This is a genomic window from Occallatibacter sp., from assembly GCF_035317045.1.
Taxonomy (GTDB): Bacteria; Acidobacteriota; Terriglobia; order Terriglobales; family Acidobacteriaceae; genus Telmatobacter.
Window position 1 is genome coordinate 86,326 of sequence record NZ_DATHHT010000012.1, and the last position, 25,985, is coordinate 112,310.

Sequence of the window (25,985 nt, forward strand, 5' to 3'; positions counted from 1 at the left end):
TAGCGGTTTACAAACCTTTTCAACTCTCCTGGCCCGAATTTACACTGCCGCAACTCCGGCGGAACGCCCTCGTATAACCGTGGATTCGGGCTGGCTGCTACCATGTTTTCGTGCCAAAAGCCCCTGATTCCGCCGCAATCCAAGTGCCGATGCTGGACCTTAAGCGCCAGTACGAGCCGCTGCAGCAGGAATTGCTCGAGGCGCTCCGGCATGTCCTAGAGACGCAGCAATTCATTCTAGGCGAGCAGGTTGCACTTTTCGAAAATGCCGCAGCTGAGCATTTGGGCGTAAAGCACGCTATCGGCTGCTCTTCCGGGACAGACGCCCTCTGGCTGGCGATGGCTGCGGCGGGCATCGGTGAGGGCGATGCGGTTATAACAACCCCCTTCAGTTTCTTCGCTTCGGTAAGCGCAATTCTGCGGACGGGCGCGAAGCCGTTGCTGGCCGACATCGATCCCGTGACCTTCAACCTGGAGCCGACGGCGGTGGAGGCGGTTCTGAAGGATCCGCAGGCGGTGCCGGTGCGCGCAGTGCTGCCGGTGCACCTCTACGGCCAGTGCGCGGACTGGGACGGATTCTCGCGCCTGAATCAGAAATATGGGCTGAAGCTAATCGAGGACGCCGCCCAGGCGTGGGGAGCCGAGTGGAAAGGCACGAAGGCGGGCGGGTTGGGGGATGCCGCCGCATTCAGCTTTTATCCCACCAAGAACTTGAGTGCAGCCGGCGACGCTGGGATGGTGACGACCAACTCCGACGACGTGGCTGAACTGGCCCGCACGCTGCGCCAGCACGGCATGCGCCGCCGCTATTACCACGACGAACTGGGCTGGAATACGCGGCTGGATGGCTTCCAGGGCGCGGTGCTGCGGGTGAAGCTGAAGTACATTGCGGGATGGAACGAAGCGCGGCGGACCATTGCAGAGCGCTATCGTGCTCTGTTTCACGCGGCAGGCGTCACCGAGGCAGGAACCCGACCGGCACAGGGCATTATCCTGCCGCAGGAAGTTCCCGGCGCACACCACGTGTGGCATCAGTTCGTGATTCGGACGGCGCGCCGCGATGCATTGCGCGAGTTTCTGGCGGCACGCAGGATCGGTTCGGAGATTTACTATCCGGTGCCGCTGCACATGCAGGCGGCGCTCAAGGGCCTCGGTTACCGCCAAGGAGACTTTCCCGAATCGGAGCGCGCCGCGCGCGAGGTTCTCGCGCTGCCGATCTTCCCCGAGTTGCGCGAAGACGAACAGCAAACCGTGGTCGATGCGATCGCTGCATTTCTGAGCTGACGAATTCGCTGCTTCGGAAACTTGTTCTCGCATACCGTAGAATCGACTCAGAATGAAGTGCCCCTACTGCGGATTTCTGCAAGATCGAGTCGTCGATTCGCGAGAGAGCAAAGAGGCCGACTCGATTCGGCGCCGGCGCGAGTGCGAGAAGTGCGTTCGACGTTTTACCACGTACGAGCGCATCGACGAGATTCCCTACATGGTGGTGAAGAAAGACGGCCGTCGCGAACGCTTCGACCGGCAGAAGATTCTGAGCGGCCTGCTGCGCGCGTGCGAGAAACGGCCCGTCTCCTCGACTCAGCTGGAAAAGGTAGTCGACGCGACGGAGAGCTATCTGATGGATGCGCCGGAGCGGGAGCGCACTACCAGCGAGATCGGCGAGTTGATCATGCAGCACCTCAAGGGCCTCGACACCGTCGCTTACATCCGCTTTGCTTCGGTGTATCGGGATTTCAAGGACGTGCGCGAGTTCAAGGAAGAGCTGGAAGACCTGCTGGAGAGTCATCGGACTGGGAAGAGCAAGAAGTAGGAATCCAGTTCGTAGTCTCAGAGCTGATTTCACAAATGTCGCAGGCGTCCTGGTTGAAATTCCTCAGGGGTTAAAACCCCTAATCGTTTCGATTCTTTTCGGCACGACCGATGTCGGGCCTGACACAAGGCCACGTATTCTTTCGGGCACGACTGAGGTCGGGCCGACACGAAGTCGATTTATGAAACACGCTTTAGCTCCGATCTTTAGTCTTCAACTGCCTGATACAGATCGATTCGATTGAGATGCGGAGTGCAGGATAAGCTAGAAGCTATGATCCAGAGGACTGGAAGCTAATCATGTCTGAAACGAAAACACACAAAGTTACGTTGATTCCCGGAGACGGCATTGGGCCTGAGGTCACGCAGGCCGTCGTGCGCATCCTCGAGGCAACCGGAATCAAGTGGGAGTGGGAGCGCTTTGCCGCTGGAGCCGAGGCCTTTGAGATCTTTGGCGAGTACATTCCTGCCGATCTTAGCGACTCGATTACGCGCAACAGGGTGGCCTTGAAGGGGCCAGTGACGACGCCGATCGGCGGCGGGTTCAAGAGCATCAACGTGACGCTGCGCAAGCAGTTTGACCTGTTCGTCAACTTCCGGCCAATCAAGAACCTGCCTGGGCTTGAGTCGAAGTGGCCGGGCGTGGACCTCATCATTGTGCGTGAAAATACCGAGGGCGAATATGTCGGGCTCGAGCACGAGGTCGTTCCCGGCGTGGTCGAGAGCATCAAGGTGATCACGGAAAAAGGCTCGACGCGCATCGCGAAGTTTGCGTTTGAATACGCGCGCAAACATGGGCGCAAGAAGATTCACTCCATCCACAAGGCCAACATCATGAAGATGTCGGATGGGCTGTTTCTGCGCTGCGCGCGCAAGGTCTCCGAGGGATTTCCTGAGATTTTTTACGGCGAGCACATCATCGACAACACCTGCATGCAGCTGGTGATGAATCCTTACCAGTACGACACGCTGCTACTCGAGAATCTCTACGGCGATATCGTCAGCGACCTCTGCGCGGCGTTCGTCGGCGGCCTGGGGCTTGTGCCCGGGGCTAACCTCGGCCATGAATGCGCGATCTTTGAAGCTGTGCATGGGTCAGCGCCCGACATAGCCGGCAAGGACCTCGCCAATCCGACGGCACTGATGCAATCGGCGGTGCTGATGCTCCACCACCTGGATGAGGAGACGGCCGCCAACAAGGTGCAGAAGGCTCTCGAAGCTGTTTATACGGAGCGCAAGAGCTTGACCCGCGATGTCGGTGGCTCTTGCGGCACGACACAGTTTGCCGACGCGGTCCTTGCGGCGATGGAAGCCAACTGACGGATCGTCGTGGAACGATGCAACGATCTGAAGCGCGTCTCAAAGGAGTTTTGATTCCCATGCAAAGAAGGCTCCTTCCTAGTCTCCTAATCAGTGTGGTCTCGTTTTTCGCCCTCGGATCAGTAGCACAGACAGGTGCTCCCGTCACCGGCGTGATTCACTCTCCCGACGTCGATCTGGGCTATGAAGTTTACGGCCAACCCACGGGCGAAACTCCCGTAATCGCTGTGAACGGAGGTCCCGGGCTCTCGCACAAATACATGATCCAGAACAATGTCTGGGAGAAGCTCGCCGAAAGGCGTCAAGTCGTCTTCTACGATCAGCGCGGAACGGGGGCCTCGAAGCACCTGCAGCCGGGCGCCTCGCAGACCATGGATGCACAGGTCGGCGACCTGGAGGCAGTGCGGACGCATTTTGGCTTCGAGAAGGTTGACCTTGTCGGCGACTCGTATGGCGGATTTCTCGCCATGGCCTATGCGTCGACGCATCCTGAGCGCGTGCACAAATTGATTCTGAGCGATTCTCCTCCGCCAGCTTTCAAGGATATGGTGCACTTACTTCCGCAGGTTTTTCCTGACATCGAAGAAGAAGACGCCGCAATCCAGAAGCAGTCAGGGGACACCGACGAAGCCGCTCAGAAACAGTTGCTAAATCACTTCCGCATGATTTTTTATAGCGAAGACTTACTGCACGCCTACCTCGCGCACATCGGAGACCTCGGCTATGTTCCCAGCGTGGGTGCGGCAGTAAGTCAGTCCGCCGCGAAGATCGACATGACAGCGCAGTTGCCGAAATTCAATCTCCCCGTGCTGGTGATTACTGGCCGCCATGACATGAATGTCGCTCCGCTCAATGCCTGGAGAATGTACAAAGCCATACCCGGTGCGAAGCTGGAGGTCTTCGCCAAAAGCGGGCACCTGCCCTCGTATGAAGAGCCGGATAAGTACGTGAAGGTGGTGGAAGATTTTTTGAGTGCTAAATAGGGTTGCGAGGGCTGGAAGGACCGGAGCCAGCGCTTAGAAGGGGGCGAATCTCCGGCGAAGAAGGATCGCCCTTTTCACACCGGGTGTTGACTTCAGTGGCATCCCGCCGGCCTCTGATGTCATGTTAGTTACCCTGGCGTCTCCAAGCTATCAGCTTGATTGGCAATAGTTTGTATTCCGGCCGGTGCGAATGTTGCCGTGAATTGCGCGCAGTGTTGCAGAATTGCCACACTGCGTTTTTCTATTTAGCGTCTAATCTTACGGTTGCGACCCCCGTACGTGGAATTCTTATTGCTTCGGAGTCATAAATTTGGGACAGACTGCGCACCTGGAACAGACAATTGCAGGGCCCTTGGAATTCACAGGAGTGGGGTTGCACTCTGGCGCCCCTGTGACCATGCGCCTGCTGTCTGCGCCGGCCGGTTCGGGCATCGTCTTCCGGCGAACCGACCTCGACAATTTTGAAATTCCCGCAACAGGCCGCAACGTGGCGAAGGTGAGCTACGCGACGAGCTTGATGCGGCAGGGCGTGCTGATTTCGACAACCGAGCACCTTCTGAGCGCGTTGATCGGCATGGGCGTCGACAACGTGATTGTGGAGATCGACAACCTGGAGCTGCCAATTCTGGACGGAAGTGCGATGCCATATGTCGAAGCGTTCCGCGAGGCGGGCATCAAGACGCAGCGCAGAAAGCGCGAGTCGATCAAGGTGCTGCGGCCGCTCGAAGTACGCGAGGGAGACAAGTTTATCGGCGTGTATCCGGGTTCGGGGTATCGCATCCAGTATCGAATCGACTTCCCCTCCCCAATAGGACGGCAGGAGACGAGCATCGATCTGGCCGCGGAGACCTATGGCACATTCATCGCACCGGCACGGACATTCGGCTACAAGGCAGATGAGAAGAAACTGCGCGATATGGGATTGATTCGCGGTGCCAGTTCGGAGAATGCCATTGTGCTCGGCCCGAATGGGCCGGAGAATGGACCGCTCCGCTTCAGCGATGAATATGTGCGGCACAAGGTGCTGGACCTGATCGGCGATCTGGCCCTCGCGGGACGGCGGATCGAAGGTCTAGTCGTGGCCGAGCGCGCAGGACACGCGATGCATACCGCGCTGGTAGCCCGGTTGATGAAGGATCGCTCTGCATGGGAGCTGGCGCATGTGCCGGCTGAGGCGGCAGAGGCCGAGGATGAATCACTGACGGTTGCGGCGATGCGGCGGCCGGCTTTGATCGGCGCTTAGTTTCAGCACCTCGCTCCAATCGCATCGTGCTTCGAACCCTAAATACAAAGGCGGAATTTTCTAGTCAGTCGTCGGTGCCTCGGTGCGGCCGCCGGGAAACATGATTGCAGCACGATCACAGTGATGGCAGTGCGGCAGAAAAAGCAACTGCAGGTTCCTCCACTCCCGTTGGTCGGTCGGAATGACAGAGCTAGGAGGAAAGTGCGGCGGAATGACAGAGCGGGTGACATCAGTGATTCGGTGCCGGGCGCGCGAATCTTCAGGTAAACAGGATGCACATGGGGGTGGGGCAGGCTACGGTTTTGCCCTCATTGGCAAGCTTGCCGGTGGCCGGGTCGCGCGCGAAGACGGCAAGATTGCTTGAGTTCTGATCGGCGACAAGCATCCAGCGCTCACTGGGATCGAGCGTGAAGTTGCGCGGGGTTTTTCCACCTGTTCCCGTGCGCTCCATCGGCGAGAGCGCACCCGTCGCCCGATCGGCCTTGAAGCTATAGAGAAAATCAGTTCCCCTATTCGCGAAGTAGGCAAAACGTCCGTCTTTCGCGATGACAGTGTCGCATCCCGTGTTTCCCTGGGGCGCATCCTTCGGATCCGGTAGCGGCGCATTCGGCGGAAGAAGGTGCACGGTGTCGACGCGCGTGAGGCTGCCATCTGCCTGGTTCCACTTCAAAACATCGACCGACGAGGTCATCTCGTTCATCGAGTAGGCCGTTGTGCCGTTGGGATGGAAGTGAAGCGTGCGCGGGCCTGCACCGGGTTCCGACTTGTATGCACCCGCATTCTTGAGTGTGGCGGTCTCGGGACTAAACGTATAGATGTGGATCATGTCGCCGCCGAGATCGTTGACGTAGGCGAAGCGATTGTCCGGCGAGAACGACGCGAAATGCGCGTGCGCGGCCTCCTGTCGATCGGGATTGGGACCGTGCACGGTGTAGTGCTCGCTCCACACCAGTGGACTGAGCTTGCCGTCGGTGACTTTGAAGCTGGCGACGCTGCCACCGCCGTAGTCGGCCGCAATGAGAACGCTGCCGGTGTGGTCGATGGCGCAGTGGCATGTGCCCTTGCTGGCTGAATTCTGCCCCGAAATCTGCTCGAGTTTGCCGCCCACAACGCGAAAGCTGGCGAGTTCGCCGGTGGGCTTGCCGTTGAAGCTGTCGACTTCGCAGGCGGCGAAAAGAAATTTGCGATCGGGAGAGAAGCAGATCCAGTCGACGGTGGAGACGTTAGCGGCAACGCCGGCGGCGGCGAGTTCGCCCCTGAAGGGATTCCAATCGAAAGAGAGGATTCCGGTGGGCGTCCCGGAGGCAACGAAGACGCGTCGCATGTGCGGTGCAGAGAAGCTTTTTGTTGCAGCGGCGGCAAGAGCGGCGGCGGAGGCAGACATCACGAAATCACGACGGGAAACGATTCGCATGGCAAGACTGATTTTCGCCGATGAGCCTGCAGTTGCGCCAATGCAGTGTGACCGGGCGGTGCATGCGCATCTGGTATTGGATGCGCATGCATGACGGAGGGGCGGCGGACGAACGCATCGATTCAGCGCTCGAGTTTGAAGATCACGCTCACCGTCGTTTCCACTTCGATGGGCTGATCGTTGAGCAGGTAGGGGCGATAGCGCCAGGTCTTAACGGCATCGAGTGCGGCCTGCTGCAGCGTCGGCGGTCCACTGACGACCTGAAGATGCTCGATGGTGCCGGACTTCGAGATCACAGCCTGCAAGACTACGATCCCCTCTTGACGCGCCGCTTTGGCGATGGCCGGATATTGCGGAATGGTTTTGTAGATGATTGTGCTTTCAACCAGCCTCGAGGGCAGGCGCAGGCTCGCCGGGGCAGGGGGATGGACAACTGTGACGGGCTGCCGCGGGCCGAACGGACTCTCTCCGTTGCCACCGGGGCCGTTGCTCCCTATCTCCGCCGCGATGTTGTGGTCGAAGCCGGGCTCGGGTCCGTCGGTGTACTTGATGTGTGGCGGGATGGTCGGCGGCGCCGTGATGCGGCCGTTGTCGAGTTCTGAAAAGTCGTGCGACGAAGCGGGGCGAACGTGCACAGGCGGCGGTGTTTCAGGTTGCGGCGCGGCCGGCGCTACGAGCAGCGGAGCGATGAAGTGGCTCGGCAGCGCGTCAGGGTAGATGAGAGGAATGAGGACCAGCGCAACAAGGATGGAACCATTAAGGACGAGCGCAGCGAACATCCAGCGGCGGCTGCGGGTTTTGATTCTTCCGGTGGATTCGAATGTCGAGTCTTCAAACATGGCCTGCCTCCCAAGGGTGATTTCAGCCGCGCCGTGGGAGGCGGAGAGCCTTTTGAGCGCAGGCGGCCTCAGCCGCCTCGAACGCGCGGGTTGGCGCGGCGTGCGGTTTTAAGGCCCTCCGTTCATCCCCATCGGAGCCACTGTGCTGATGTAGACACCGCGGGTTTGAGGAATGTTCCTGAATGTTGTTGTGAGTGGGGTTCGTGGGCGGGAAGCGCATCGTGAGGAACAAAAGCAGATCCTTCGCGACGCTACCCCATCGCGCATGACTGCGCGACGGGGCCCCAGGCGTGCGTCGCTCTGGGTGACACAGATTTTTGAGGTGGTGGCTGATTCTCTCTCTGTACGCGGGTGGGGTAAACTCCAAGGCATTCACGAATAGAGAATCGGAGCTCGTATGAAACTGCTTCGCTTGTTGTTGCTTGCATTCGCCGCAATCGGGATTTCATGCGCATGGGCGCAGGAGACGCCGCAGGACTCAGGGGCTGTCGCGGCCAACAAGGCCCCGGACGCGGCAGCGACGCTTGCCTACATTCACGATGCATGGACCACATTGACGCGGTCGATGACAGACTGCCACTCGCTGGTGGACATCAAGGTGACGGCGAATCCGATTCTCTACATGCCGGCAGAGGTGCCGGCGCCGCCCGAGGTTTCGGCGCTGAGCGAAAAGTGCAACGTGAAGGTGGTGTCGCTGCCGAGGCGCATCGAGAAGCTGGGCGATGTTCGGCCGGAGGAGTTGCCTGCGGCGGGGCTGCTTTATCTACCCAATCCCTACGTGGTGCCGGGCGGGCGCTTCAACGAGATGTATGGATGGGACAGCTACTTCATCCTGCTGGGACTCGAGGCCGATCATCACGAAGCCCTGGCGAAGGGGATGGTGGACAACTTCCTCTTCGAGATCGAGCATTACGGCGTGGTGCTGAATGCAAATCGCACCTACTATCTGACGCGGTCGCAGCCGCCGTTTCTCACCTCGATGATTCGTGCGGTGTATGAGAATCCCGCAAGCTTTGCCGCAACACCGGCAGGCCGCACCGAGGCGCGTGCATGGCTGGAGCACGCGTACACGCTGGCGGAAAAGGACTACTCGACGTGGACGCGGCCGGAACACAAGGCGGGCGTTACGGGGCTGGCGCGCTATTTCGATTACGGCACGGGGCCGGTGCCGGAGATGGCGGACGACAGCACTTACTACTCGGATGTGATTCGCTGGCTTGAGGCACATCCCAAGGCGGTGAGCGCTGAAGAAGCAGGCGCGCCTTACCTGGTGAAGGGTGCAGAGAGCCCCAATGAGACAGAGGCTGCGCGGCTGAAACTGACGAGTTGCGATGTGAAGGCGAGCGTGGTGTGCATGCGCGCGTATGCCGATGGATACAGGCTGAGCAAGGATTTCTACCTGGGCGATCGTGCCATGCGCGAGTCGGGATTCGATCCGAGCTTTCGCTTCGGGCCGTTCGATGGATCGACGCATCACTATGCGCCGGTGTGCCTGAACAGCCTGCTCTACCGCTATGAGCGCGACTTGGAACATATCGCACTGCTACTGGGAAATGGGACGGAGGCGTCGCGCTGGGGCAAACGGGCGCAAATGCGCAACGCGGCGATTCATCGCTATCTGTGGAAGCCGCAACAGGGCGTGTTTGCGGATTACGATTTCGAAAAGCACAAATCGTCGGACTACGCATACATCTCTTCGCTCTATCCTCTGTGGGCGGGTGTGGCTTCGCGCGAGGAAGCAGTGAAGGTGGTGGCGAAACTGAGTCTATTTGAACGGCCGGGCGGATTGTCGATGAGCCATACCGACTCGGGGATGCAGTGGGATGAGCCCTTCGGATGGGCGCCGACAAACTGGGTAGGCGTCGCAGGGCTTGATGCAGCGGGTTTCCGAGATGATTCACGCCGGCTGGCTGCGAAGTGGGATGCGACGGTCGACCAGGGGTTTGCGAATGACGGCACGATTCGCGAGAAATACAACGTAGTGTCAGGCAATGCGAATGTGCAGGTGAGCGCTGGATACAAAACCAACGTGATCGGGTTCGGGTGGACGAACGCGGTGTATCTGAAGATGAAGCAGATCGCGGAGACGCAGAGAGCCAAGGCGGCTGATTGAGGCAGCAGGATGTCCCACATGGACCCGGCTCCTATATCGCCCCCCCTATTATCCACCCTCTTAGGGTAAGTCTCCTGAATTCATTGGAATGCAGAAGCGGGGTGGCACTAGAGATCTGTGTGAATTGGGGTTAGCTGTAGAGGTTCGAAAAGACAGGGGTTAGCGAACAAAATCTGAAATCAGGAACAGAGATCAGAGGCCTCTTCATCATTCGTGGACTCGTAGAGTGAAGGATCTGCATTTCAAGTACATTGTGCGCCACGCGAAGGAAATTACCTGCAAAACGGCAGAAAGTTTTTGGCGAGTGGAATGAAGCAGTTAGCGGGAATAATGGGAATGGGGGTCTTGACAAGTTTTCGGAGCTGGGCGGAGTTAGTGTTTCGGTCTCAGAAGAGAGATGGACACTTGGCATCGCAACTCAGGTCATTTCTCGACAAACTTCCGGAATGCCCACGATCCGACCCAAATCTCGAAGATCGCCAAAGAACCTTATCCGCTGCACTCAAACTCATGGGGCCTCGGAAGAAGGATCGGCAGTCGAGCATTCAGTGGCAGACCCAGATTCCCGGCGTTCGTAGCGCCATTCTTCCGTCCAAAACGAATCGACCGAACCTGCAAATCACCACCCGTACCGTCTTTGCAACGATCTTCGCTCCGGGATTGATCTGTGCGCTGATTCGGAATAGTGGCACAATTCTCTGGATTCGAAAATTGGATTCATGTGCTTCGTCAGGATTGATCCTGCACAGGAACGTTTTGTTGGCCGCCAGTTGACACTGACTGCCTCAGATCACGTAAGCGTGTGATGAAGCTGCGCAGTTAGTCTAGAACTGTGATAACGATCCGAAGTGCTATGGGGCGACGAGCGGATTTGTCCAGACTGCGTTGACACAGTCGGTGATCGATGTGGTTCAGCCGGTTCATTCTTCGAAATCGATTTCTCGATGCGGTTCGCCAGGCTGCGCGCGAAGGGCGCAGTAATGTGATTCGTGTCTATATAGGCTGGAATGCCACCGATCACCGAGTGGCAGAGCGCACCATCGCAGAATACATCTTTGAAGTTCAAATAATCGACCTCTCCTGCGGGCATCAGCGCCACTGCGCGTCCAAGCGGCGTGCTAGCCGAAAGCTCGCTTTCATCGAAAGTGCACGGATCGTTGTCCGTTCTTGCCCGAGCAAGGCAATCGGGAAGCGCGAACGGTAGATTCGGAACGTCGTCGATCACAACCACTCGCTTTCCCGCGGTGCGAAAACGCTCCAGGACTTCAGCTACCCCGCGACCGTCGTCTTCGCTCCAGTTGCCCGTTTCGTTGAGAATCTTCTGCTTGTAGGCATTATCCGATATGACAACCGTGCCAATCTGCTTGTCGGCAATGATCGCTGCTGTAGCCGCGCGCCGCCAGGCCCGGCAAGCGTCGCGATACTCCGGAAGCAGATAGGAATCAAGTGAGCGGTCATCGGTTGTGATGGCACAGGATGAGGCGAGATAGGATCGAACACGTATACCTCGCGGCGCCACAAAAGTAGCTAGAGCCTGTTCCCACATGCCTGCGTGAGAATCGCCAAAAATAGCGATGCGTTCTTTAGTCGCTTTTTCCGCCGCGCCGAACTCGCAAGGAGCGAGAGCGGAATCGCCCAGTACATTCTGGCAATCGACGAAATCGCGGAACCTCACTACTGAAGGTCCATTAGGGAACTCGTTGATCTGTGTCTTCCGGCTTTGCATGGCGAAAACCCTGTCGGCCAAGAGATGAGAATTCGGACAATTCGCGCCGGGTTCGGTCGCGCGGGCGCCAAAGCATGGATCTGGATCCATCGAAAGGCGGTAGAGTCTTTCCCCGGCTTTGATTGACTCGCCCTCAAGGAATCGGGCGCCTAGAAAAGCAAACGTTGCCAAACAAGCCGATAATGACAGATAAGTGACAAGAGCGTGCGAGTTGCGCAACGATCGGGTCGCGTCTTTTTGGATAGGCGAGACAAAACGGAAGCGATCTTCAACATGCCGCTTGGTGATGTCAGACAGGGCGAACGAAAATCCGAGCAGGACTATCCGACCAGCGACTCCCAGTTTGATGACTCCCAGAGCGAGAGGCGCGAGTATCAAGAGCGGCCAATGCCAGAGGTAGAGCGAATAGGAGATATCGCCGATCCACTGAACCGGTGGAAAACCTATGATTCGGCTCGCGAGAGGTGAACCGTGATCGTCTCCGATGACGAGGACGATCGACGCAGCGAGAACCGCCGGTGCCGCGAAAAGACCCGGAACGCCTGACTCCGGCCTGAGAAACCAACCCGAAGCGATCAGGGCCAGCCATGCGACAGCGAAAAGCGGCTTAATCCAACCCGCCTGCAGCCGATTCTTCAGGTTGGTAAGCATCAGGCCGGCCAAACCGCCGGCAGCGAATTCCCACGCGCGTGCATAGGTCAGGAAGTAGGCGCTTGTCGGATTACGGTGCACCGCCAGGATCGCCGATACCAGCGAAAACAGCGCGATAGTAACAATCAGAACCCCGATGACAACAGGGATCAGGCTCTCGGCGGTTCGCCGGGTTCTGGCGATAGCGAGACGAAGAGAGAAAAACATGAGCGCCGGCCAGACCAGATAGAATTGCTCCTCCACCGACAACGACCAGTAATGATTGACTGGAGAAGAAACATTGCTTTCGGCGAAGTAGTCGACAGCATTTGCCGCAAACCGCCAGTTCACGCCATAGATAGCGGCGGCGGCGGCGTCTTTCAAATTGGTCACTTGCCAAGCCGAGGGCATCGACAGAGAGATTGCTAAACAAGTTAAACCCAGCACGAGCAGAGAAGCGGGCAATAAACGACGGGCTCTGCGCAGATAGAAGCGGCTGAAGTTCAAGCTTCCGCCCTTTAGTTCCCTGAGAAGATGAGAACTGATCAGGAAGCCCGAAACCACGAAGAATACATCTACGCCGATATAGCCACCCGGAAGGTGGGCGGGAAAAAAGTGGTTTAGGACCACGAAAACAACAGCGATGGCGCGTAGCGCCTGTATGGAGGAGACAATTTCCCGGTCTCTGTGCAGCATTCAAACCTTCCAAAAGCGACCTATATGCTGCAACTGCATTCAGAAAGATCGGAAACGACCTCTGACATGGGTAAAGCCGATCTTGTTTGAAGACGGCTTTTGGGAAGACACCTGGAAAGTACTACGCAACATTTCGCATTGATATGACCCATCAGTTGTATCGCTGCAGGGGTTGTTTTATGCCTTTCACGCCAGCGGCCGCACATTCACAGAAACAGACGATGCCGCAAAAACCCCGACGCGCAGTCATATCTGAAGATACTACGAAGAGGATTGTCCGGACGGACCCGAGGAACATAACTCGGACGAGGAAACATTTCAAGTGGTCATGGCGCGTGGGCGCCAGACGATCTCTCTGGGGCCCGCCAGGCTTCGGTTGTCCGAGGCGATTTCTGGCGCCGAAGAGGTGATAAGCACCAAGATCAATTGGACAATCACGTTCAGCAGAAATTGTTTGGCGGAAGGTCGTACTCGTTCGATCCGGTTGAGTGAGCGACTACCCGTGAAGTAACCCACTTCCGGTCATTGAGGACATTGGTGGCTCCGGGAGGTTGACCGCCGATGCGGAAGTTTCGGTAAGAACACGTCCTCCCAAGGGCTGAAGCCCGCGATGCTTTGGCGGCTTTTCGCACGCGATCCAGCTGGTATCCCCGAGTCGCGCCCTTTCACCAAAGCGGCTCGAAGCGCGCGGGTCACTACGCCTTATTCGGGTAGCGTTTTTGTTCCGTTGATGTGGAACTTCGCGGTCAGCGCTTGCGCCGACGTGTCTGGCTGGCCGCCGCCGATGGAGAGTGCATAGTCCCCTTCGGCGATCACGGGTTCACCGGCTTCCGTCACCATGCTGAGATCGCGGTTCTTCAGTTCGAAGTGGACCTTCTGCGATGCGCCTGCTGCAAGGTGAACGCGCTCGAATCCGCGGAGTGCGCGAAGTGGCGCGCCGGGGACGTTGGGGAACTTGATGTAGAGCTGCACGACCTCGTCGCCGTCACGGCTGCCGCTGTTGGTCACCGTGACGTCGACGGAGACGGGGTCGCCGGCGGTGACTGTTTGTGTGGGAATACTGGGATCGCTGTAGGAGAACTTCGTGTAGCTGAGTCCGTAGCCGAAGGGATAGAGCGGCGTGCCGGTGAAGTAGCGATAGGTGCGGCCCTTCATCGCGTAGTCTTCAAACGGTGGGATCTGATCGACGCTCTTGTAGAAGGTGACGGGCAAGCGTCCGGCGGGGTCGTTTCTGCCCGACAACGTCTCGGCCACTGCAGTGCCGCCCTCTTCGCCGGGATAGAAGGCGTCGACAATAGCATTGGCGTGTTCATTGGCCCAGTTAACGGCGAGCGCACTGCCGTTGGTGAGAACAAGGATGACAGGCTTGCCGGTGGCGGCCACGGCTTCAAGCAGATCCTCTTCAGGCTTTGGGAGATCGATGCTCGTGCGGTCGCCGCCTTTGAAGCCGGAGATGCTTACCTGCATCTCTTCACCTTCAAGCTCGCTGGTGATACCGAGAACCGCGATGACGACATCGGCATTTTTGGCTGCTTCCGCGGCCTCTGGCTTCGCGCTGAGATCAATCTTCGACCAGACAAGCTCTGCAACGGGTTTGCCGTTTTCATTGGGCGAGTAATCAACTTTGAGCAGAGCAGGTTTGCCTGCCTCGAGGTGAACGCTGCCAAGCCGGGGATCATAGGGATCGCCGCCGTAGGACGAAGTCACGCTTTTGCCGTCGAGATGCACGCGGAAGAATCCGCTGGCCTTCATTCCAAGGCTGTAGTCGCCGGTTTCTGGCGCAGTGATGGTGCCCTCATAGCGAATCACGAGCGGGTGCACACTGGCGGCCTCGGGCGGAATTGGCTGCGCCCCGGCGTCCACAGTTGATTCAATGCGTGTGGCCACGGGCTTCATCGCTTCGGGGTTGTTGATGTTGCTCATGTCGAGCTTCGCAAAACTTACCTTGATACCTGGCTTGCCATCCACAGTGAGAGCCGACGCGGGTACCGGCGTTGCATCATGGCCAAGGAACTGCGTTCCTGAAACGTAGGTGATGGTGTCGCCGGAGAACTCCTTCAGCAGCCCATCGAGGATGGAAACGGTGTACGACGGGGAGCCGTTGTAGTTGCCGAGAAGAACCTTGGTCTGGTTGGCAAGCGGACCGATGACAGCGATTTTCACACCGCTGGTTTTGAGGGGAAGGATGCCGTCGTTCTTCAACAGGACCATCGATTCGTTGGCAATCTCGTGGGCCAGTTGGCGATTCGCCGGACTGTTCAGCTCATTCTCACTGATCTTTGAGTAGGGAACGAGTTCCGGCGGATCAAACATGCCGAGACGCATGCGCGCGGTGTAGAGACGCACCAGCGTTGTGTCGATTTCGCTCTCTTTGAGGAAGCCCTGCTTCACGGCATCGACGTAGGCTTTGTAGTCGCTGTCGTCCTTGACCAGAAAACCGCCGTCGGCGCATTCATTGTCCATGCCGCGCTGGAGGCTGATGGCGGAAGCTGCTGGTTGCGAAGGCTTGAAATGATGGTTGCGGTAGATGTCGACAACGGCGCCGCAGTCGGAGACGACGTAGCCCTGAAAGTTCCATTTGCCACGAAGCTGATCCTGCAACAGGAACTGGCTGGCGCAGGCGGGCTCGCCGTTGATGTCGTTGTAAGCGCACATGACGGAGCCGGCTTTGCCTTCTGTGACCGCAGCGCGGAATGCGGGCAGGTAGGTATCGAGTTCATCGTGCTTGCTGACGGCCACATCGGCAGTGTGCCGCGTAGACTCAGGACCGCTGTGCACGGCATAGTGCTTCGGCGTGGAGATCGTTTTGTAGTATTTGGGATCGGTGCCCTGCATTCCGGTGACAAAGGCTACGCCCATGCGCGCGGTGAGAAACGGATCTTCACCGTAGGTTTCCTGGCCGCGGCCCCAGCGCGGATCGCGGAAGATGTTGATGTTGGGGGACCAGAAATCGAGGCCCTGGAAGAACATGTTGGCGCGATGTTCGCGCACGGCCTGCGCATTCTTGATGCGGCCCTCAGTGCTGATGACTTCAGCCATTTTGTGGATGGCGGGGACATCGAATGTGGCCGCCAGCCCTATCGGCTCGGGAAACTCCGTGGTGCCGCTGTTGATGACGCCGTGCAGTGCTTCGCTCCACCAGTCGTAGGCAGGAACATTGAGGCGTGGAATGGCGCGAGACTGGTTGACGAGCTGCGAGGCCTTTTCCTCGAGCGTCATGCGGCGAACAATATCGGCGGCGCGCTGCTCTGGCGCCAAGCTCGGATCGAGATAGGCAGGCTTTGTGTTGTCCTGCGCGAAGGCGGTGAAAGCGATGGCGCAGAGCGCGAGACCTGGAGCGACTGATCGGATGCGGAAGGTGTTCATGGAAATCCTCGTGATGGAACGGTACACAGCAGGGTGTTTGAGAGCCGGAAAATCGTGATCCGCCCACCGGAAGCCAACGGTAATGCGCCGGACGGGGCTCGGTCAAGCGCCGGGGACGCAGAAAATCTGCGAAGAAAATCGGTTTTCTATGACTGTCTCTCGCGGTTGTAACCTTTCACCTGCGTACTGCGTAATAGAAAGCGAGAAAGGGAAAATGCAGATGCGGGACGAGGCAGGCAGCGTCCTCGACAAGTTTCGTCAAGGCGACGTGGACGCCTTCGAGACGCTCTTCCGCACGCATCAGCGGGCTGTGTTCGGTTGGGTGCTGCGTATTGTGCGGGAACCGGGCGCGGCAGAAGACGTCACGATCGAGGCCTTCTGGCGGATACATCGCGCGCATGCTCGCTTCGATCCGGAGCGCGGCTTTGAACCCTGGGCGCGGCGGATCGCCACACATGCGGCGCTCGACTGGCTGCGGCGGAAGAAGCCGGAGAGCAGCGTGCCCGCGCAGATGTGGGAGAACTTGCCGGCGCCTCATGCAAGCGATGCAGCCGTGGCAGCGGAAATCCGGCAAAAGACCGTCTCGGCGTTTGGACGTTTGCCTGCCAAGCTGCGCGTTGCCGCGCTGCTGGCAGTGGTGGAAGAACGGCCGCACAAGGAAGTGGCCGAGGCGCTGGGAATCACGGTGGCGGCGGTGAAACTGCGAGTGTTTCGCGCCCTGCGGCTGCTACGAAAAGATTTGAACAGAATGGGGATCACGCCATGACGAAAAGCAGGGATCAGGGAACAGGGATCAGGGATCAGGAGGCCGACCGGATGACGCTATTGTTGAAAAGCGCGATCCCGCGCATGGATGACGACGCTGATTTGCCGCGCGATTTGTGGCCGGCAATGCTGCGGCGGATGGATGAGGAAACCTCGCGTGGCGCCGCTTCGGTTCCATGGTTTGACTGGGCGCTGGCGGGCGGTCTGGTGGCTTTTGCGGCCATTGTTCCGCGCACCATTCCGGTGATCCTCTACTACCTGTGAAACATGCGGGCGCGGGCCCACGGAAAGTGAGAATTCCAATGAACACGCATCCCTATTTGAGAGCATTCATGGCGGGGATCCTGGTGCCGACGCTGGTGCTTCCGCTGCTGCTGATCGCGTTTATCGTGCTGCGGTTCGGAATGCAGATTACGTTTCCCATTGAAAGGGGCCTGGTGTTTCCGATGGCGCTCGTGCCGGGCCTGTGGGGGCTTTGGAACATCCTGTGGCAGTGGTCGCGCGAGCGGACTCATCTGCCCCTGGGATTACACGGCGCACTTTTGCCGCTTCTGTTGGCGCCCGCAGGCGCGTTGATCGGCACGCAAGCGGGCGTGGTGGTGCTGTCCGCTTCGTCGGTCACCTGGTTCAACGCCATCACGGTTCCCTATTTGTTGATCGCTTGCTTTCTGGCGGCCGCAATCGCTGCATATTACCTAGCCTGGAAGTACATTGTGGGATTTGCGAACCGGGTGCTGGGGATTGCGTGAGGAAGTTGTCAGTCTTCAGTTGTCAGTTGTCACCTGTGGCTGGCGCGAAGAAATCCTGCAGGCCGGCGCGGTGGGCGTGGGCGACCATGGCGGACTGAATTTCGAGCGCGAGAGCGAGGGCGTTGCGGCCTTGGCGCGCAGTGACGGCCGGCTCGCGGCGGGTGCGCACGGATTCGAGAAACGACTCGATCTCGAGGCGCAGAGGTTCACCGGGAGCGACAGGCGGCTTGAGAAACGACAGGCCGGGATTAGGGCTGGACTCAAGTCCTGATGCCCCGGCAGCGGCTGCCAACTGCGCCATCAGGGCGGGATCGACGCGACCGCCGGCGATGGCTGCGGCGATCTCCGGGGTGATGCTGGCGTCGAGGCGAATGGCCAGCAGGTCCTGGCGCGCGTAGTCAATCGAAACGTAACTGCGCGGCTGAAAGAAACGCAGCTTGCGAACGCGCTCCGTGGAGACACGCGAGGCGGTGAAGTTGGCCACGCAGCCGGATTCGAATTCGACGCGCACATTGGCGATATCGACCCTGGGCGAAAGGATGGGCAGACCGACGGCGCGGACTTCGCGGACCGGCGAGTTGGCCATGGTCAATACGATGTCGAGATCGTGAATCATCAGATCGAGTACGACGTCGACGTCGAGAGCGCGGGGCGTGAAGACCGAGAGGCGATGCGCCTCAAAGAACATGGGACGACGCAATTGCGGCTGCACGGCCAGCACGGCGGGGTTGAAGCGCTCGAGATGGCCAGGCTGCAGGATTTGGCTGTTCTTTTCGGCAAGGGCTACAAGTTCGTCGGCCTGCGCCAGCGTTGCAGCGAGTGGTTTTTCGACCAGCAGATCGAGCCCGGCATCCAGGAGCACAGAGGCTACCGCGTGGTGGTGGACAGTCGGAACGGCGACTGTGGCCGCGTCAAGATGAAGGTCCGCCGCTAGCAGTTCTTCGATTGAGGAGAAGACAGGCACGGCGAATTTTGATTTAGCTTCCGCTGCGCGCGAGGCGTCAGGTTCGACGGCCGCGACCAGCGCGACTGCCTGTCCGGCGGTTTCAAGTTCGCGGTAGACACGGAGATGATTGCGGCCGAATGCGCCGGCGCCCACCACTGCAGCGCGAACCTTGCCGTTGCTTGTGAAAACCGGTCTCATAAACGATCTTTCTCAACCCGCCGGACTCTTGGGACCCGCCGTAGTGTTGGGTCCCATACTTGCTCCAAACGCGTTCGAGACATTTTATGAGACCGGTTGGATTGCTATGCCCCTTTGCCTTCAACCGCTTTCAGGCAGCGGCCGTAGAGCTGCAGCAATTGGGCAACGTGCTCTTCAGGCTTGAGCGCCGAGGCGCCGCTGAAGCCCGTGGCCCCCGCTGCGGGACGGCCTACACCCGCGGTTCCGGCAACAAACTTGAGCAGATCGAGAGCGATATCTTCATTGCGGCGGGCGCCGAGGCCTGCATTATTGAGGGCTTCCATGCTGATAAGTCTCCGAAAAAAGATGCTACCAGATGAGGGCGCTCTCGCTCCCAAGGCTGGGCACGTGCAACGAACGCGATACCCTAAGAAGATGCGCGGGTTGCACGCAAGCATCCTAATTTCATGAGCCTTCGAGTTCGCCTCTGGTTTCAGAATCCGGTGTTTCTGCTGGCTCTGGCAGCGGCGCTGATTGCCCTCATAGTCCAGTCGGGAGAATTGGGCAGCGCCGACACCATGCACAGGCTGCAATCGACGCACTCTTTCTGGACCGCGCAGCCGCCGGTCTTCCCCAGCGAGTATCCCGAATTTGGCGTGCATGGGCGCAACGGCTCGCTACAGAGCTGGTATGGGATCGGGCAGTCGCTGCTGATGCTGCCACCGGACATTCTCGGCACCTATATCGAAGAGCTGCATATCTTCGATCGCTACGGCGATACCGATCCTACCGTGCGCGACATTGTGGTGACGTACCTGACGCAGATCTTTGTAACGGTGCTGACAGCGCTGGTGTGCTTCAAGCTGCTGCGGCAGTTTGCATTCAGCGTAAATCAGTCGGTGGCAGGGGTATTGACGTTTCTGCTGGCGACAACACACCTGCACTACACGCAGAACATGATGGAGAACAACTACATCTGCCTGCTCACCATGGCTGGATTTTCGTTCGAGTACGAGTGGCTGCGAACGGGGAGCAAGCGCGCGCTGCTGATCGGAACGGCCGCGTTCGGGTTGAATCTGCTGACGCGGCTTACGACTGGCATCGATCTGCTGGCCGGCGTGCTCTTTGTGTTTCTTGTTTTGCGGTTCGACGGAAAACGTGGGCGCGCGCTGCTCGATCAATGCCGCGCATATGCAATCGTTGCGATTCCGGTCTTCTGCCTGTTTGGCTTGCTTGACCGGTTGTACCAGTTCTATCGTTTCGGATCGTTCACTAACACCTATGCAGGTCTGATCGCGAGAGAGACCATCACGAGGGACCCGAGCCTTCCGAGGAACTGGCCCTGGACGACGCCCTGGCATCAAGGTTTTTTGGGCGCGCTATTCCTGCCTGAAAAATCCATCTTCCTTTTCGATCCGTTGATCCTTCTCGCGCTGGTTCTGCTGGTCATGCATTGGCGCAGGCTCACGCCCGCGGTTCGCGCATACAGCATTGCCGCATGCGTCATGCTGCCGGCCTATCTCAGCTTCTACGCGCGGTATTTCGCGTGGGCTGGGGACTTCTCATGGGGAGACCGCTACGTCTCAACCACGGTCGAACTGATTGCGCTCCTGGCGATTCCACTACTGATGAAGTATCGCCACGAGGCGAGCCGAGGAGTCTGGGTGACGGGCGTGGTGCTGCTGGTGGCGAGCCTGCTGATCCAGATTGAATCGTTGATGTTCTGGTTGCCGCTTGAGATCTACCAGGAGGAGACGCTCGGGCATCCGACCTTTGTCATTCTGCTGCGCGCAAAGAATGTTGTCGCCTTCGCACTGGGAAAGATGGACGCGTGGGGGCTGAACAACGTTTCAATGACGCAGGACCCGTGGGATTACGTGCACATCACGTGCTGGAATTTTCTGCCGTTCGTGCTGCGGCACGTTGGCGAAGCTCCGGCCTGGGTCGTGTATACGACATTGGCATTGTGGTGCGTGGGGCTGGCCGCGCTGGCGGCAACGCTGATTCGGATTCGGCAGGTGGCGCGGCAATGGCGCGAGAGCTAGCCCGCGCAACGGGGAATTAACCGCGGCACCGCGCGTTAGTCTTAACCCATGAGCACCGCTTACATCGCGCTTGGATCGAACCTGGCCAGCGTGGCGGGGCCTCCGGATGCCACATTGGCTGCGGCGGCGAGGCGGTTGGGCAAGCTCGGCACCTTGATCAGCCGATCTTCGCTTTATTCCACTAAGCCGGTTGGATATGCCGCGCAACCCAGGTTTGTGAATGCGGTGGTGGCACTGGATACGCCGCTCGAGCCGCGCTCGCTGCTCGATCAATTGCTGGCGATCGAAAAGGAATTCGGCCGGGACCGTTCGAAATCGATTCCCAATGGCCCTCGGACGCTGGATTTGGATATCCTGCTCATAGACGATATCGAGACCAGAGAGGCTGGGCTCGAGCTTCCTCATCCCAGGCTGGATCAACGGGCTTTTGTACTGGTTCCTCTCCATGAGATTGCTCCGCAGTTGAGAATTGCCGGTCGCGGAAAGACCGTAGAGCATTTGCTCGAAAAATTGCATCAAACTCAAGCAGGTGATACGGATGCCGTGGTGCGAATGGAAAGCAATCATTGGCGTGCTGCGGCGGAAGTCTAGGATCGCGGCGGCGTTCGCTGCATTTTTCGCGGTCTCGACTGCCTGGGCACAAAGGCCTGTTTCCATTACGATTTCGGTCGTGGATAAATCCGGCGCTGTCATCGCCGGAGCAAGTGTTCAGGAGGCCGGTGGACGCCTGCTGGGCCGTACCGACACCAATGGACAGCTCACCATCTTCTGCCGCATTCCCTGCCGGCTTCGCATCGAAGCGCAGGGATTTGCCGGGAAGTTTGTCGAAGTTAGCGCCAACACAACCGTCGAACTGGATCCGGCAAGCGCCAGCCAGCAGGTGACGGTGACCGCTTATCGCGCGCCGCTGGGTGCGCTGGAGAGCCCCGCAACAACAAGACTGCTGCCGGAGTTTGCTCTCAGCACAACCGCGACCCCGACCATGGATGGACAGGTCCGGCAATTGCCAGGCGTGGAGTTGTTCCGGAGATCGAGTTCGCTGGTGGCCAATCCCACATCGCAGGGTATTAGCCTGCGCGGATTGGGCTCGACCTCGGCCAGTCGCACCTTGATTACCGAGGACGATGTTCCGCTGAACGATGCGATAGGAGGCTGGATCCACTGGGAAGAGCAGCCGGAACTCGCGATCAATCGCATCGAAGTGGTGCGTGGCGGCGCCAGCGATCTGTACGGCTCAAGCGCGATCGGCGGCGTAGTCAACGTGGTACCGGCGCGGCCCACCACGATGCTCGGCGAGTTTCGTTCGAGCTACGGAGGGCTGGGGACGTATGACACGAGCGCGCTGTTCGAGACCACGATCAAGGATTGGGGCGTGCTTGCATCGGGCGGCGCAATCGGCACCGACGGCTTTATCCAGGAAGCTCCATTCCAGCGCGGTCCGGTGGATGCACCCTCGAACACGCATGGGCAAAACGGAATCTTCGACGCGGAGCGCAATCGCGGCCCATTGCGCTTGTTTATGCGAGGCAGCGGCTTCAATGAGGCGCGCGCGAACGGGACGCCGTTTCAGCAGAACGGCACGCGGCTTTGGCGGTATGCGACAGGTGCGGACTGGCAGGGTGCTCGCAATGCTTCGGCGACGCTGCGGCTCTACGGTTCAACGGAGCATTACCGGCAGACCTTCTCCAGCATCTCCAATGCGCCGACATCCGCCGATCCAACGTGCACCTTCCGCTGCGGTGAGACTCCGACGCGCTTCACCCTCGTGCCAGACGATGAACTCGGCGCGGCCGCGCACTGGAACCAGCCGGTCGGCGCAGAGTTGCTGGTGATTGCCGGAGCCGACGTGCACGATGTGCGCGTATGGGATCGCGAACAGACATTCGGCGCAACCGCAGCGCTGACCAACCTGCACGATCATCAGCGTGATTCGGCAGGCTACGCCGAGGCCATGTGGACGCACCGCGCATGGACGTTGACCGCATCGGGCCGCGTGGACTGGTTTCAGAATTTCGATGCGCACCAGGTGGTTTGGAACGGATCGACGTGGGTGCCCGCGGCAACGCAGCCGCCCTCGCGCAACGAGACCATCTTCGATCCAAGGATGGGTGTGTCGCGCAAACTGGGAGGTCACTGGGCGCTGTCGGCATCGGGGTTTCGCGCATTTCGCGCGCCGACGCCGAGCGAACTCTATCGCTCAACGCAGGTCGGCAGCAAGCTCACGTTGCCCAATTCGTCACTGCTGAGCGAGCGCGCTACGGGATGGGAGACGGGCGTCGCAAGCGAATGGCACTGGGGCACGATCCGCACCAGCTACTTCGACACTCAGGTCAATAGGCCCATCGTTGCGGTGACCACAAATCCGAATTCATCGCCGATCTTGCTGCTGCGCGAGAACCTTGGGCAGATTGAAAGCCGCGGTGTGGGAATCGATTTTGAAGCAGCTCCGCGACGATGGCTCGCCGTAGATGGTGGCTATCAGTATGCGCATGCGGTTGTGTCGCGCGGCACGCAGGACCTTGGCAACTGGATTCCCGAGGTGGCGCGGAATATGGCGTCGCTCAATCTGCGCGCGTTTCGTCCGCGCGTAGGCACGCTCAGTCTGCAGAGCCGATTGAGCGGACACCAGTATGACGACGATGCCAACCTGTTTTTGTTGCACAGCTACTTTCGAGTCGATGCGTTTGCATCGCACGACTTCGGATCGCACCTTGAATTCTTCGCTGCCGGCGAGAACCTCTTCGACCGCAGCATCGAGGTTTCCAAGACGCCGACAACCACGCTGGCTACTCCGCGCATAGCGCGCGCCGGAGTGCAGGTGAAGCTGGGCGGAGGAAAATAGCAGCAGCAATCACGTTCAGCAAATCTTAAGGAATCAACCACTTCTCAACAAATCTTTACACAACGATTTTGCGGACTCCGTGTTTCTTGAAGTGTGAGTGGCCAGGAACGATTCAAAGTCACCGCCGTCACAGAAGGAGAAACACCATGAGACTCGTGAAACTTGCACTTGTGGCGGCTCTGTTTGTAGCGCCCGCCATCACATTCGCCCAAACCAGCGCGCCCGAGCAACCGAAGAATCCGATTGTGAAGCGCGAGTTCAACCAGCAACGACGCATTGGAAACGGAATCCGGAATGGGCGCTTCGCTCCACGGCAGGGAGCCCGCCTCGAACGGCAGCAGGTGCGCATTCATCGCCAGGTACGTGGGATGCGCGCACGCCACAATGGACGCTTGACCATGAAGCAGCGCAACATGATCCATCGCCGGCAGAACGTCGCCTCGCGCAGGATCTTCCGTGCAAAACACATGCATCGCCACATTGGGTGATGTGCAACCAGGCGGGGAGTCGGAAGGGACTCCCCGCGCGGTTTTGCGCGATGCTCACACGCTAGAATGACGAGGTGAGCCTCGCATTCAACCTGCTGAACACAACCGAGAGCGGCGGACGACGCGCGCAGATGCATCTGCCGCATCAGACCGTGGAGACGCCCGTGTTCATGCCGGTGGGAACGGCCGGGAGCGTGAAGGCCGTACCCCAGGACATCCTCGAGACACTCGGCGCACAAATCATCCTCGGCAATACGTATCATCTTTATCTTCGGCCCGGCCACGATGCGATTCGCCGCATGGGCGGATTGCATCGCTTCATCAGTTGGCCACGCGCCATGCTGACCGACTCCGGCGGATTCCAGGTTTACAGCCTCGCGCACCTGCGCAAGGTCACAGATGAGGGCGTGCGCTTCCGATCCCATCTCGACGGGAGTTCACACTTTTTCACTCCGGAACATTCCATGGATGTACAGATCGCGCTCGGCGCGGACATCTGCATGGCCTTCGACGAGTGCACCGAATATCCCGCGGATCGGACACGTGCCGAAGAGAGCCTGCGACTGACGATGGCGTGGGCGCGTCGGTCGCTCGATCATTTTCGCGCACATCAGAACGAAGTCGCCTGGTTCAAAGATCCCTGGTCTCAGGATCGAGACCAGGGGCACCCAATCGAAGGGCAGACACAGAAGCTTTTTGGCATCGTGCAGGGCGGGATGTATCACGACTTGCGGCGCGGGAGCGCGGAGCGGCTGGTGGAGATGGACTTCGATGGCTATGCGATCGGGGGACTCAGCGTGGGCGAGCCGCGCGAACTTACGCTCGAGGTTATCCGTGAGGTCCTTCCGTTTCTTCCGAAAGACAAGCCGCGCTACGTAATGGGCGTCGGCTTCCCCGACGAAATCGAACTCTACGCGCGCATGGGCGTGGACATGATGGATTGCGTCATCCCAACCCGAGCGGCGCGCCACGGATTACTGTTCACCAGCCAGGGACGCGTGAACATCAAGAACAAGCAATACGCCGAAGATCAGGGCCCGGCCGATCCGGCGTGCAGTTGCATGGTGTGCCGCCGATACTCGCGCGCCTATCTCCGCCACTTGATGAAATGCAGCGAGCCGCTCGGCGGCACGCTGAATACGATTCACAACCTTGCCTACTATCTTGGAACCATGCAGCGCGTCCGCGAAGATCTCGCCGCGACGTCGGCCGCCGCTGCAACTACGCCGTCTCCGGCCTGACGTGCTCCGATATCCGCGAAGGCCGGCGCACGACGAACAGCGACATTGCGAGAGTAATCGATACGCTGCCCCAGAGAATCACGCCGGCGCCCATCGCCGCATCTCCCTGCATCTTTTCCAGTGGAGCCCAGAGCGCAGTTCCGGCAGCCCATAACACCATGGCCGAACCCGTCACATAGTGCATGCGGTTCCTGAAGAGCTTTGCCAGCGGGAAGAAGTGCAACCCCACAATGCCGGCGATTGCAGAAACGGTATATGCATCGAGATGGAGCCTGGTGAGGATCTGTACGACGATGAAGATCGCGATCCACTGGAGAGCGTTGATCCAGCCAAATGCGCGATTATGCGAAGGATTTCTCGGCTCGCGCGACCAGCGACCGGAGGCCCTCATCAGCTTTGCTGAGCCGGCCAGCAGCGTCAGCAGCCCCGCCACGATGTACAGAATCATCGCGGCGTTGAGCATTTCCTTCGCGTAAAAGGCAAGCCCCAACCAGATTCCACCAAAGCCTGCGAGGATCATCGATCCCATTGCGCGGCCGCGAAGCTGGTTGGCATTCTCGATACTCATCATGACCTTTACCTCCAACAAAA

General features: G+C 59.1%; 21 protein-coding genes. 14 read left to right on the forward strand and 7 right to left on the reverse strand.

What is annotated here, in order from left to right; genetic code table 11:
- The first annotated feature begins 149 nt into the window (after positions 1 to 149).
- From VK574_RS05665 to lpxC, 5 genes are all read left to right on the forward strand, one after another.
- Positions 150 to 1,283 (forward strand): DegT/DnrJ/EryC1/StrS family aminotransferase, encoded by a 1,134-nt coding sequence (locus VK574_RS05665; RefSeq protein WP_472798844.1) that lies wholly within the window; start codon positions 150 to 152, stop codon positions 1,281 to 1,283.
- Between the two features lie 52 nt (positions 1,284 to 1,335).
- Complete coding sequence (gene nrdR / locus VK574_RS05670; protein ID WP_472798845.1) at positions 1,336 to 1,812, forward strand: transcriptional regulator NrdR; 477 nt, start codon at positions 1,336 to 1,338, stop codon at positions 1,810 to 1,812.
- Between the two features lie 299 nt (positions 1,813 to 2,111).
- Positions 2,112 to 3,131 (forward strand): isocitrate/isopropylmalate dehydrogenase family protein, encoded by a 1,020-nt coding sequence (locus VK574_RS05675; protein WP_472798846.1) that lies wholly within the window; start codon positions 2,112 to 2,114, stop codon positions 3,129 to 3,131.
- A gap of 59 nt (positions 3,132 to 3,190) precedes the next feature.
- Positions 3,191 to 4,114 carry an alpha/beta fold hydrolase gene (locus tag VK574_RS05680; protein WP_472798847.1) on the forward strand — a complete coding sequence of 308 codons (924 nt, stop codon included), beginning with the start codon at positions 3,191 to 3,193 and terminating at the stop codon, positions 4,112 to 4,114.
- A gap of 304 nt (positions 4,115 to 4,418) precedes the next feature.
- A complete protein-coding gene (gene lpxC / locus VK574_RS05685) occupies positions 4,419 to 5,357 on the forward strand; it encodes a UDP-3-O-acyl-N-acetylglucosamine deacetylase (RefSeq protein WP_472798931.1) in 939 nt (312 codons plus the stop codon).
- A gap of 259 nt (positions 5,358 to 5,616) precedes the next feature.
- Here the strand turns inward: lpxC and VK574_RS05690 are convergent, their stop codons facing one another.
- Entirely contained in the window at positions 5,617 to 6,771 is a 1,155-nt protein-coding gene (locus VK574_RS05690; protein WP_472798848.1) for a lactonase family protein, read from the reverse strand.
- 122 nt (positions 6,772 to 6,893) lie between these two features.
- Positions 6,894 to 7,610, reverse strand: a complete 717-nt coding sequence (locus tag VK574_RS05695) for an energy transducer TonB (protein WP_472798849.1) — start codon at positions 7,608 to 7,610, stop codon at positions 6,894 to 6,896.
- Between the two features lie 397 nt (positions 7,611 to 8,007).
- On the opposite strand from VK574_RS05695, the gene VK574_RS05700 reads away from it, so the two are divergent.
- Positions 8,008 to 9,723, forward strand: coding sequence for a trehalase family glycosidase (locus tag VK574_RS05700; protein WP_472798850.1), 1,716 nt, complete (start codon positions 8,008 to 8,010; stop codon positions 9,721 to 9,723).
- Between the two features lie 790 nt (positions 9,724 to 10,513).
- Here the strand turns inward: VK574_RS05700 and VK574_RS05705 are convergent.
- Positions 10,514 to 12,775 carry an acyltransferase family protein gene (locus tag VK574_RS05705; RefSeq protein WP_472798851.1) on the reverse strand — a complete coding sequence of 754 codons (2,262 nt, stop codon included), beginning with the start codon at positions 12,773 to 12,775 and terminating at the stop codon, positions 10,514 to 10,516.
- Between the two features lie 702 nt (positions 12,776 to 13,477).
- A complete protein-coding gene (locus tag VK574_RS05710) occupies positions 13,478 to 16,141 on the reverse strand; it encodes a glycoside hydrolase family 3 C-terminal domain-containing protein (RefSeq protein WP_472798852.1) in 2,664 nt (887 codons plus the stop codon).
- A 220-nt stretch (positions 16,142 to 16,361) separates the two neighbouring features.
- Here VK574_RS05710 and VK574_RS05715 point away from each other — a divergent pair, with 220 nt between their 5' ends.
- The 3 genes from VK574_RS05715 to VK574_RS05725 are packed head-to-tail and all read left to right on the forward strand — an operon-like array spanning position 16,362 to position 17,655.
- Complete coding sequence (locus VK574_RS05715; RefSeq protein WP_472798853.1) at positions 16,362 to 16,907, forward strand: RNA polymerase sigma factor; 546 nt, start codon at positions 16,362 to 16,364, stop codon at positions 16,905 to 16,907.
- A complete protein-coding gene (locus VK574_RS05720) occupies positions 16,904 to 17,170 on the forward strand; it encodes a hypothetical protein (RefSeq protein WP_472798854.1) in 267 nt (88 codons plus the stop codon). Before VK574_RS05715 ends, VK574_RS05720 begins: the two co-directional genes overlap by 4 nt.
- Positions 17,171 to 17,208: 38 nt before the next feature.
- Entirely contained in the window at positions 17,209 to 17,655 is a 447-nt protein-coding gene (locus tag VK574_RS05725; RefSeq protein WP_472798855.1) for a hypothetical protein, read from the forward strand.
- 22 nt (positions 17,656 to 17,677) lie between these two features.
- On the opposite strand, the gene VK574_RS05730 is transcribed toward VK574_RS05725, so the two are convergent.
- Positions 17,678 to 18,799 carry a Gfo/Idh/MocA family protein gene (locus VK574_RS05730; protein WP_472798856.1) on the reverse strand — a complete coding sequence of 374 codons (1,122 nt, stop codon included), beginning with the start codon at positions 18,797 to 18,799 and terminating at the stop codon, positions 17,678 to 17,680.
- Between the two features lie 104 nt (positions 18,800 to 18,903).
- Complete coding sequence (locus tag VK574_RS05735) at positions 18,904 to 19,122, reverse strand: hypothetical protein (protein WP_472798857.1); 219 nt, start codon at positions 19,120 to 19,122, stop codon at positions 18,904 to 18,906.
- 123 nt (positions 19,123 to 19,245) lie between these two features.
- Here VK574_RS05735 and VK574_RS05740 point away from each other — a divergent pair, with 123 nt between their 5' ends.
- The 5 genes from VK574_RS05740 to VK574_RS05760 all read left to right on the forward strand — a co-directional run bounded on the left by VK574_RS05740 (position 19,246) and on the right by VK574_RS05760 (position 25,394).
- Positions 19,246 to 20,823 carry a hypothetical protein gene (locus VK574_RS05740; protein ID WP_472798858.1) on the forward strand — a complete coding sequence of 526 codons (1,578 nt, stop codon included), beginning with the start codon at positions 19,246 to 19,248 and terminating at the stop codon, positions 20,821 to 20,823.
- A gap of 48 nt (positions 20,824 to 20,871) precedes the next feature.
- The gene (gene folK, locus VK574_RS05745; RefSeq protein WP_472798859.1) at positions 20,872 to 21,414 is read left to right on the forward strand and encodes a 2-amino-4-hydroxy-6-hydroxymethyldihydropteridine diphosphokinase; all 543 of its coding nucleotides are present in this window, start codon (positions 20,872 to 20,874) and stop codon (positions 21,412 to 21,414) included.
- On the forward strand, positions 21,362 to 23,665 hold the full coding sequence (locus VK574_RS05750) for a TonB-dependent receptor (protein WP_472798860.1): 2,304 nt from the start codon (positions 21,362 to 21,364) through the stop codon (positions 23,663 to 23,665). The genes folK and VK574_RS05750 overlap by 53 nt, the downstream gene beginning before the upstream one ends.
- 146 nt (positions 23,666 to 23,811) lie before the next feature.
- Complete coding sequence (locus VK574_RS05755; RefSeq protein WP_472798861.1) at positions 23,812 to 24,153, forward strand: hypothetical protein; 342 nt, start codon at positions 23,812 to 23,814, stop codon at positions 24,151 to 24,153.
- A 74-nt stretch (positions 24,154 to 24,227) separates the two neighbouring features.
- The gene (locus VK574_RS05760; RefSeq protein ID WP_472798862.1) at positions 24,228 to 25,394 is read left to right on the forward strand and encodes a tRNA guanosine(34) transglycosylase Tgt; all 1,167 of its coding nucleotides are present in this window, start codon (positions 24,228 to 24,230) and stop codon (positions 25,392 to 25,394) included.
- Here the strand turns inward: VK574_RS05760 and VK574_RS05765 are convergent.
- Complete coding sequence (locus VK574_RS05765) at positions 25,375 to 25,965, reverse strand: hypothetical protein (protein ID WP_472798863.1); 591 nt, start codon at positions 25,963 to 25,965, stop codon at positions 25,375 to 25,377. The two genes, VK574_RS05760 and VK574_RS05765, sit on opposite strands and share 20 nt — an antisense overlap.
- Between the last annotated feature and the right edge of the window lie 20 nt (positions 25,966 to 25,985).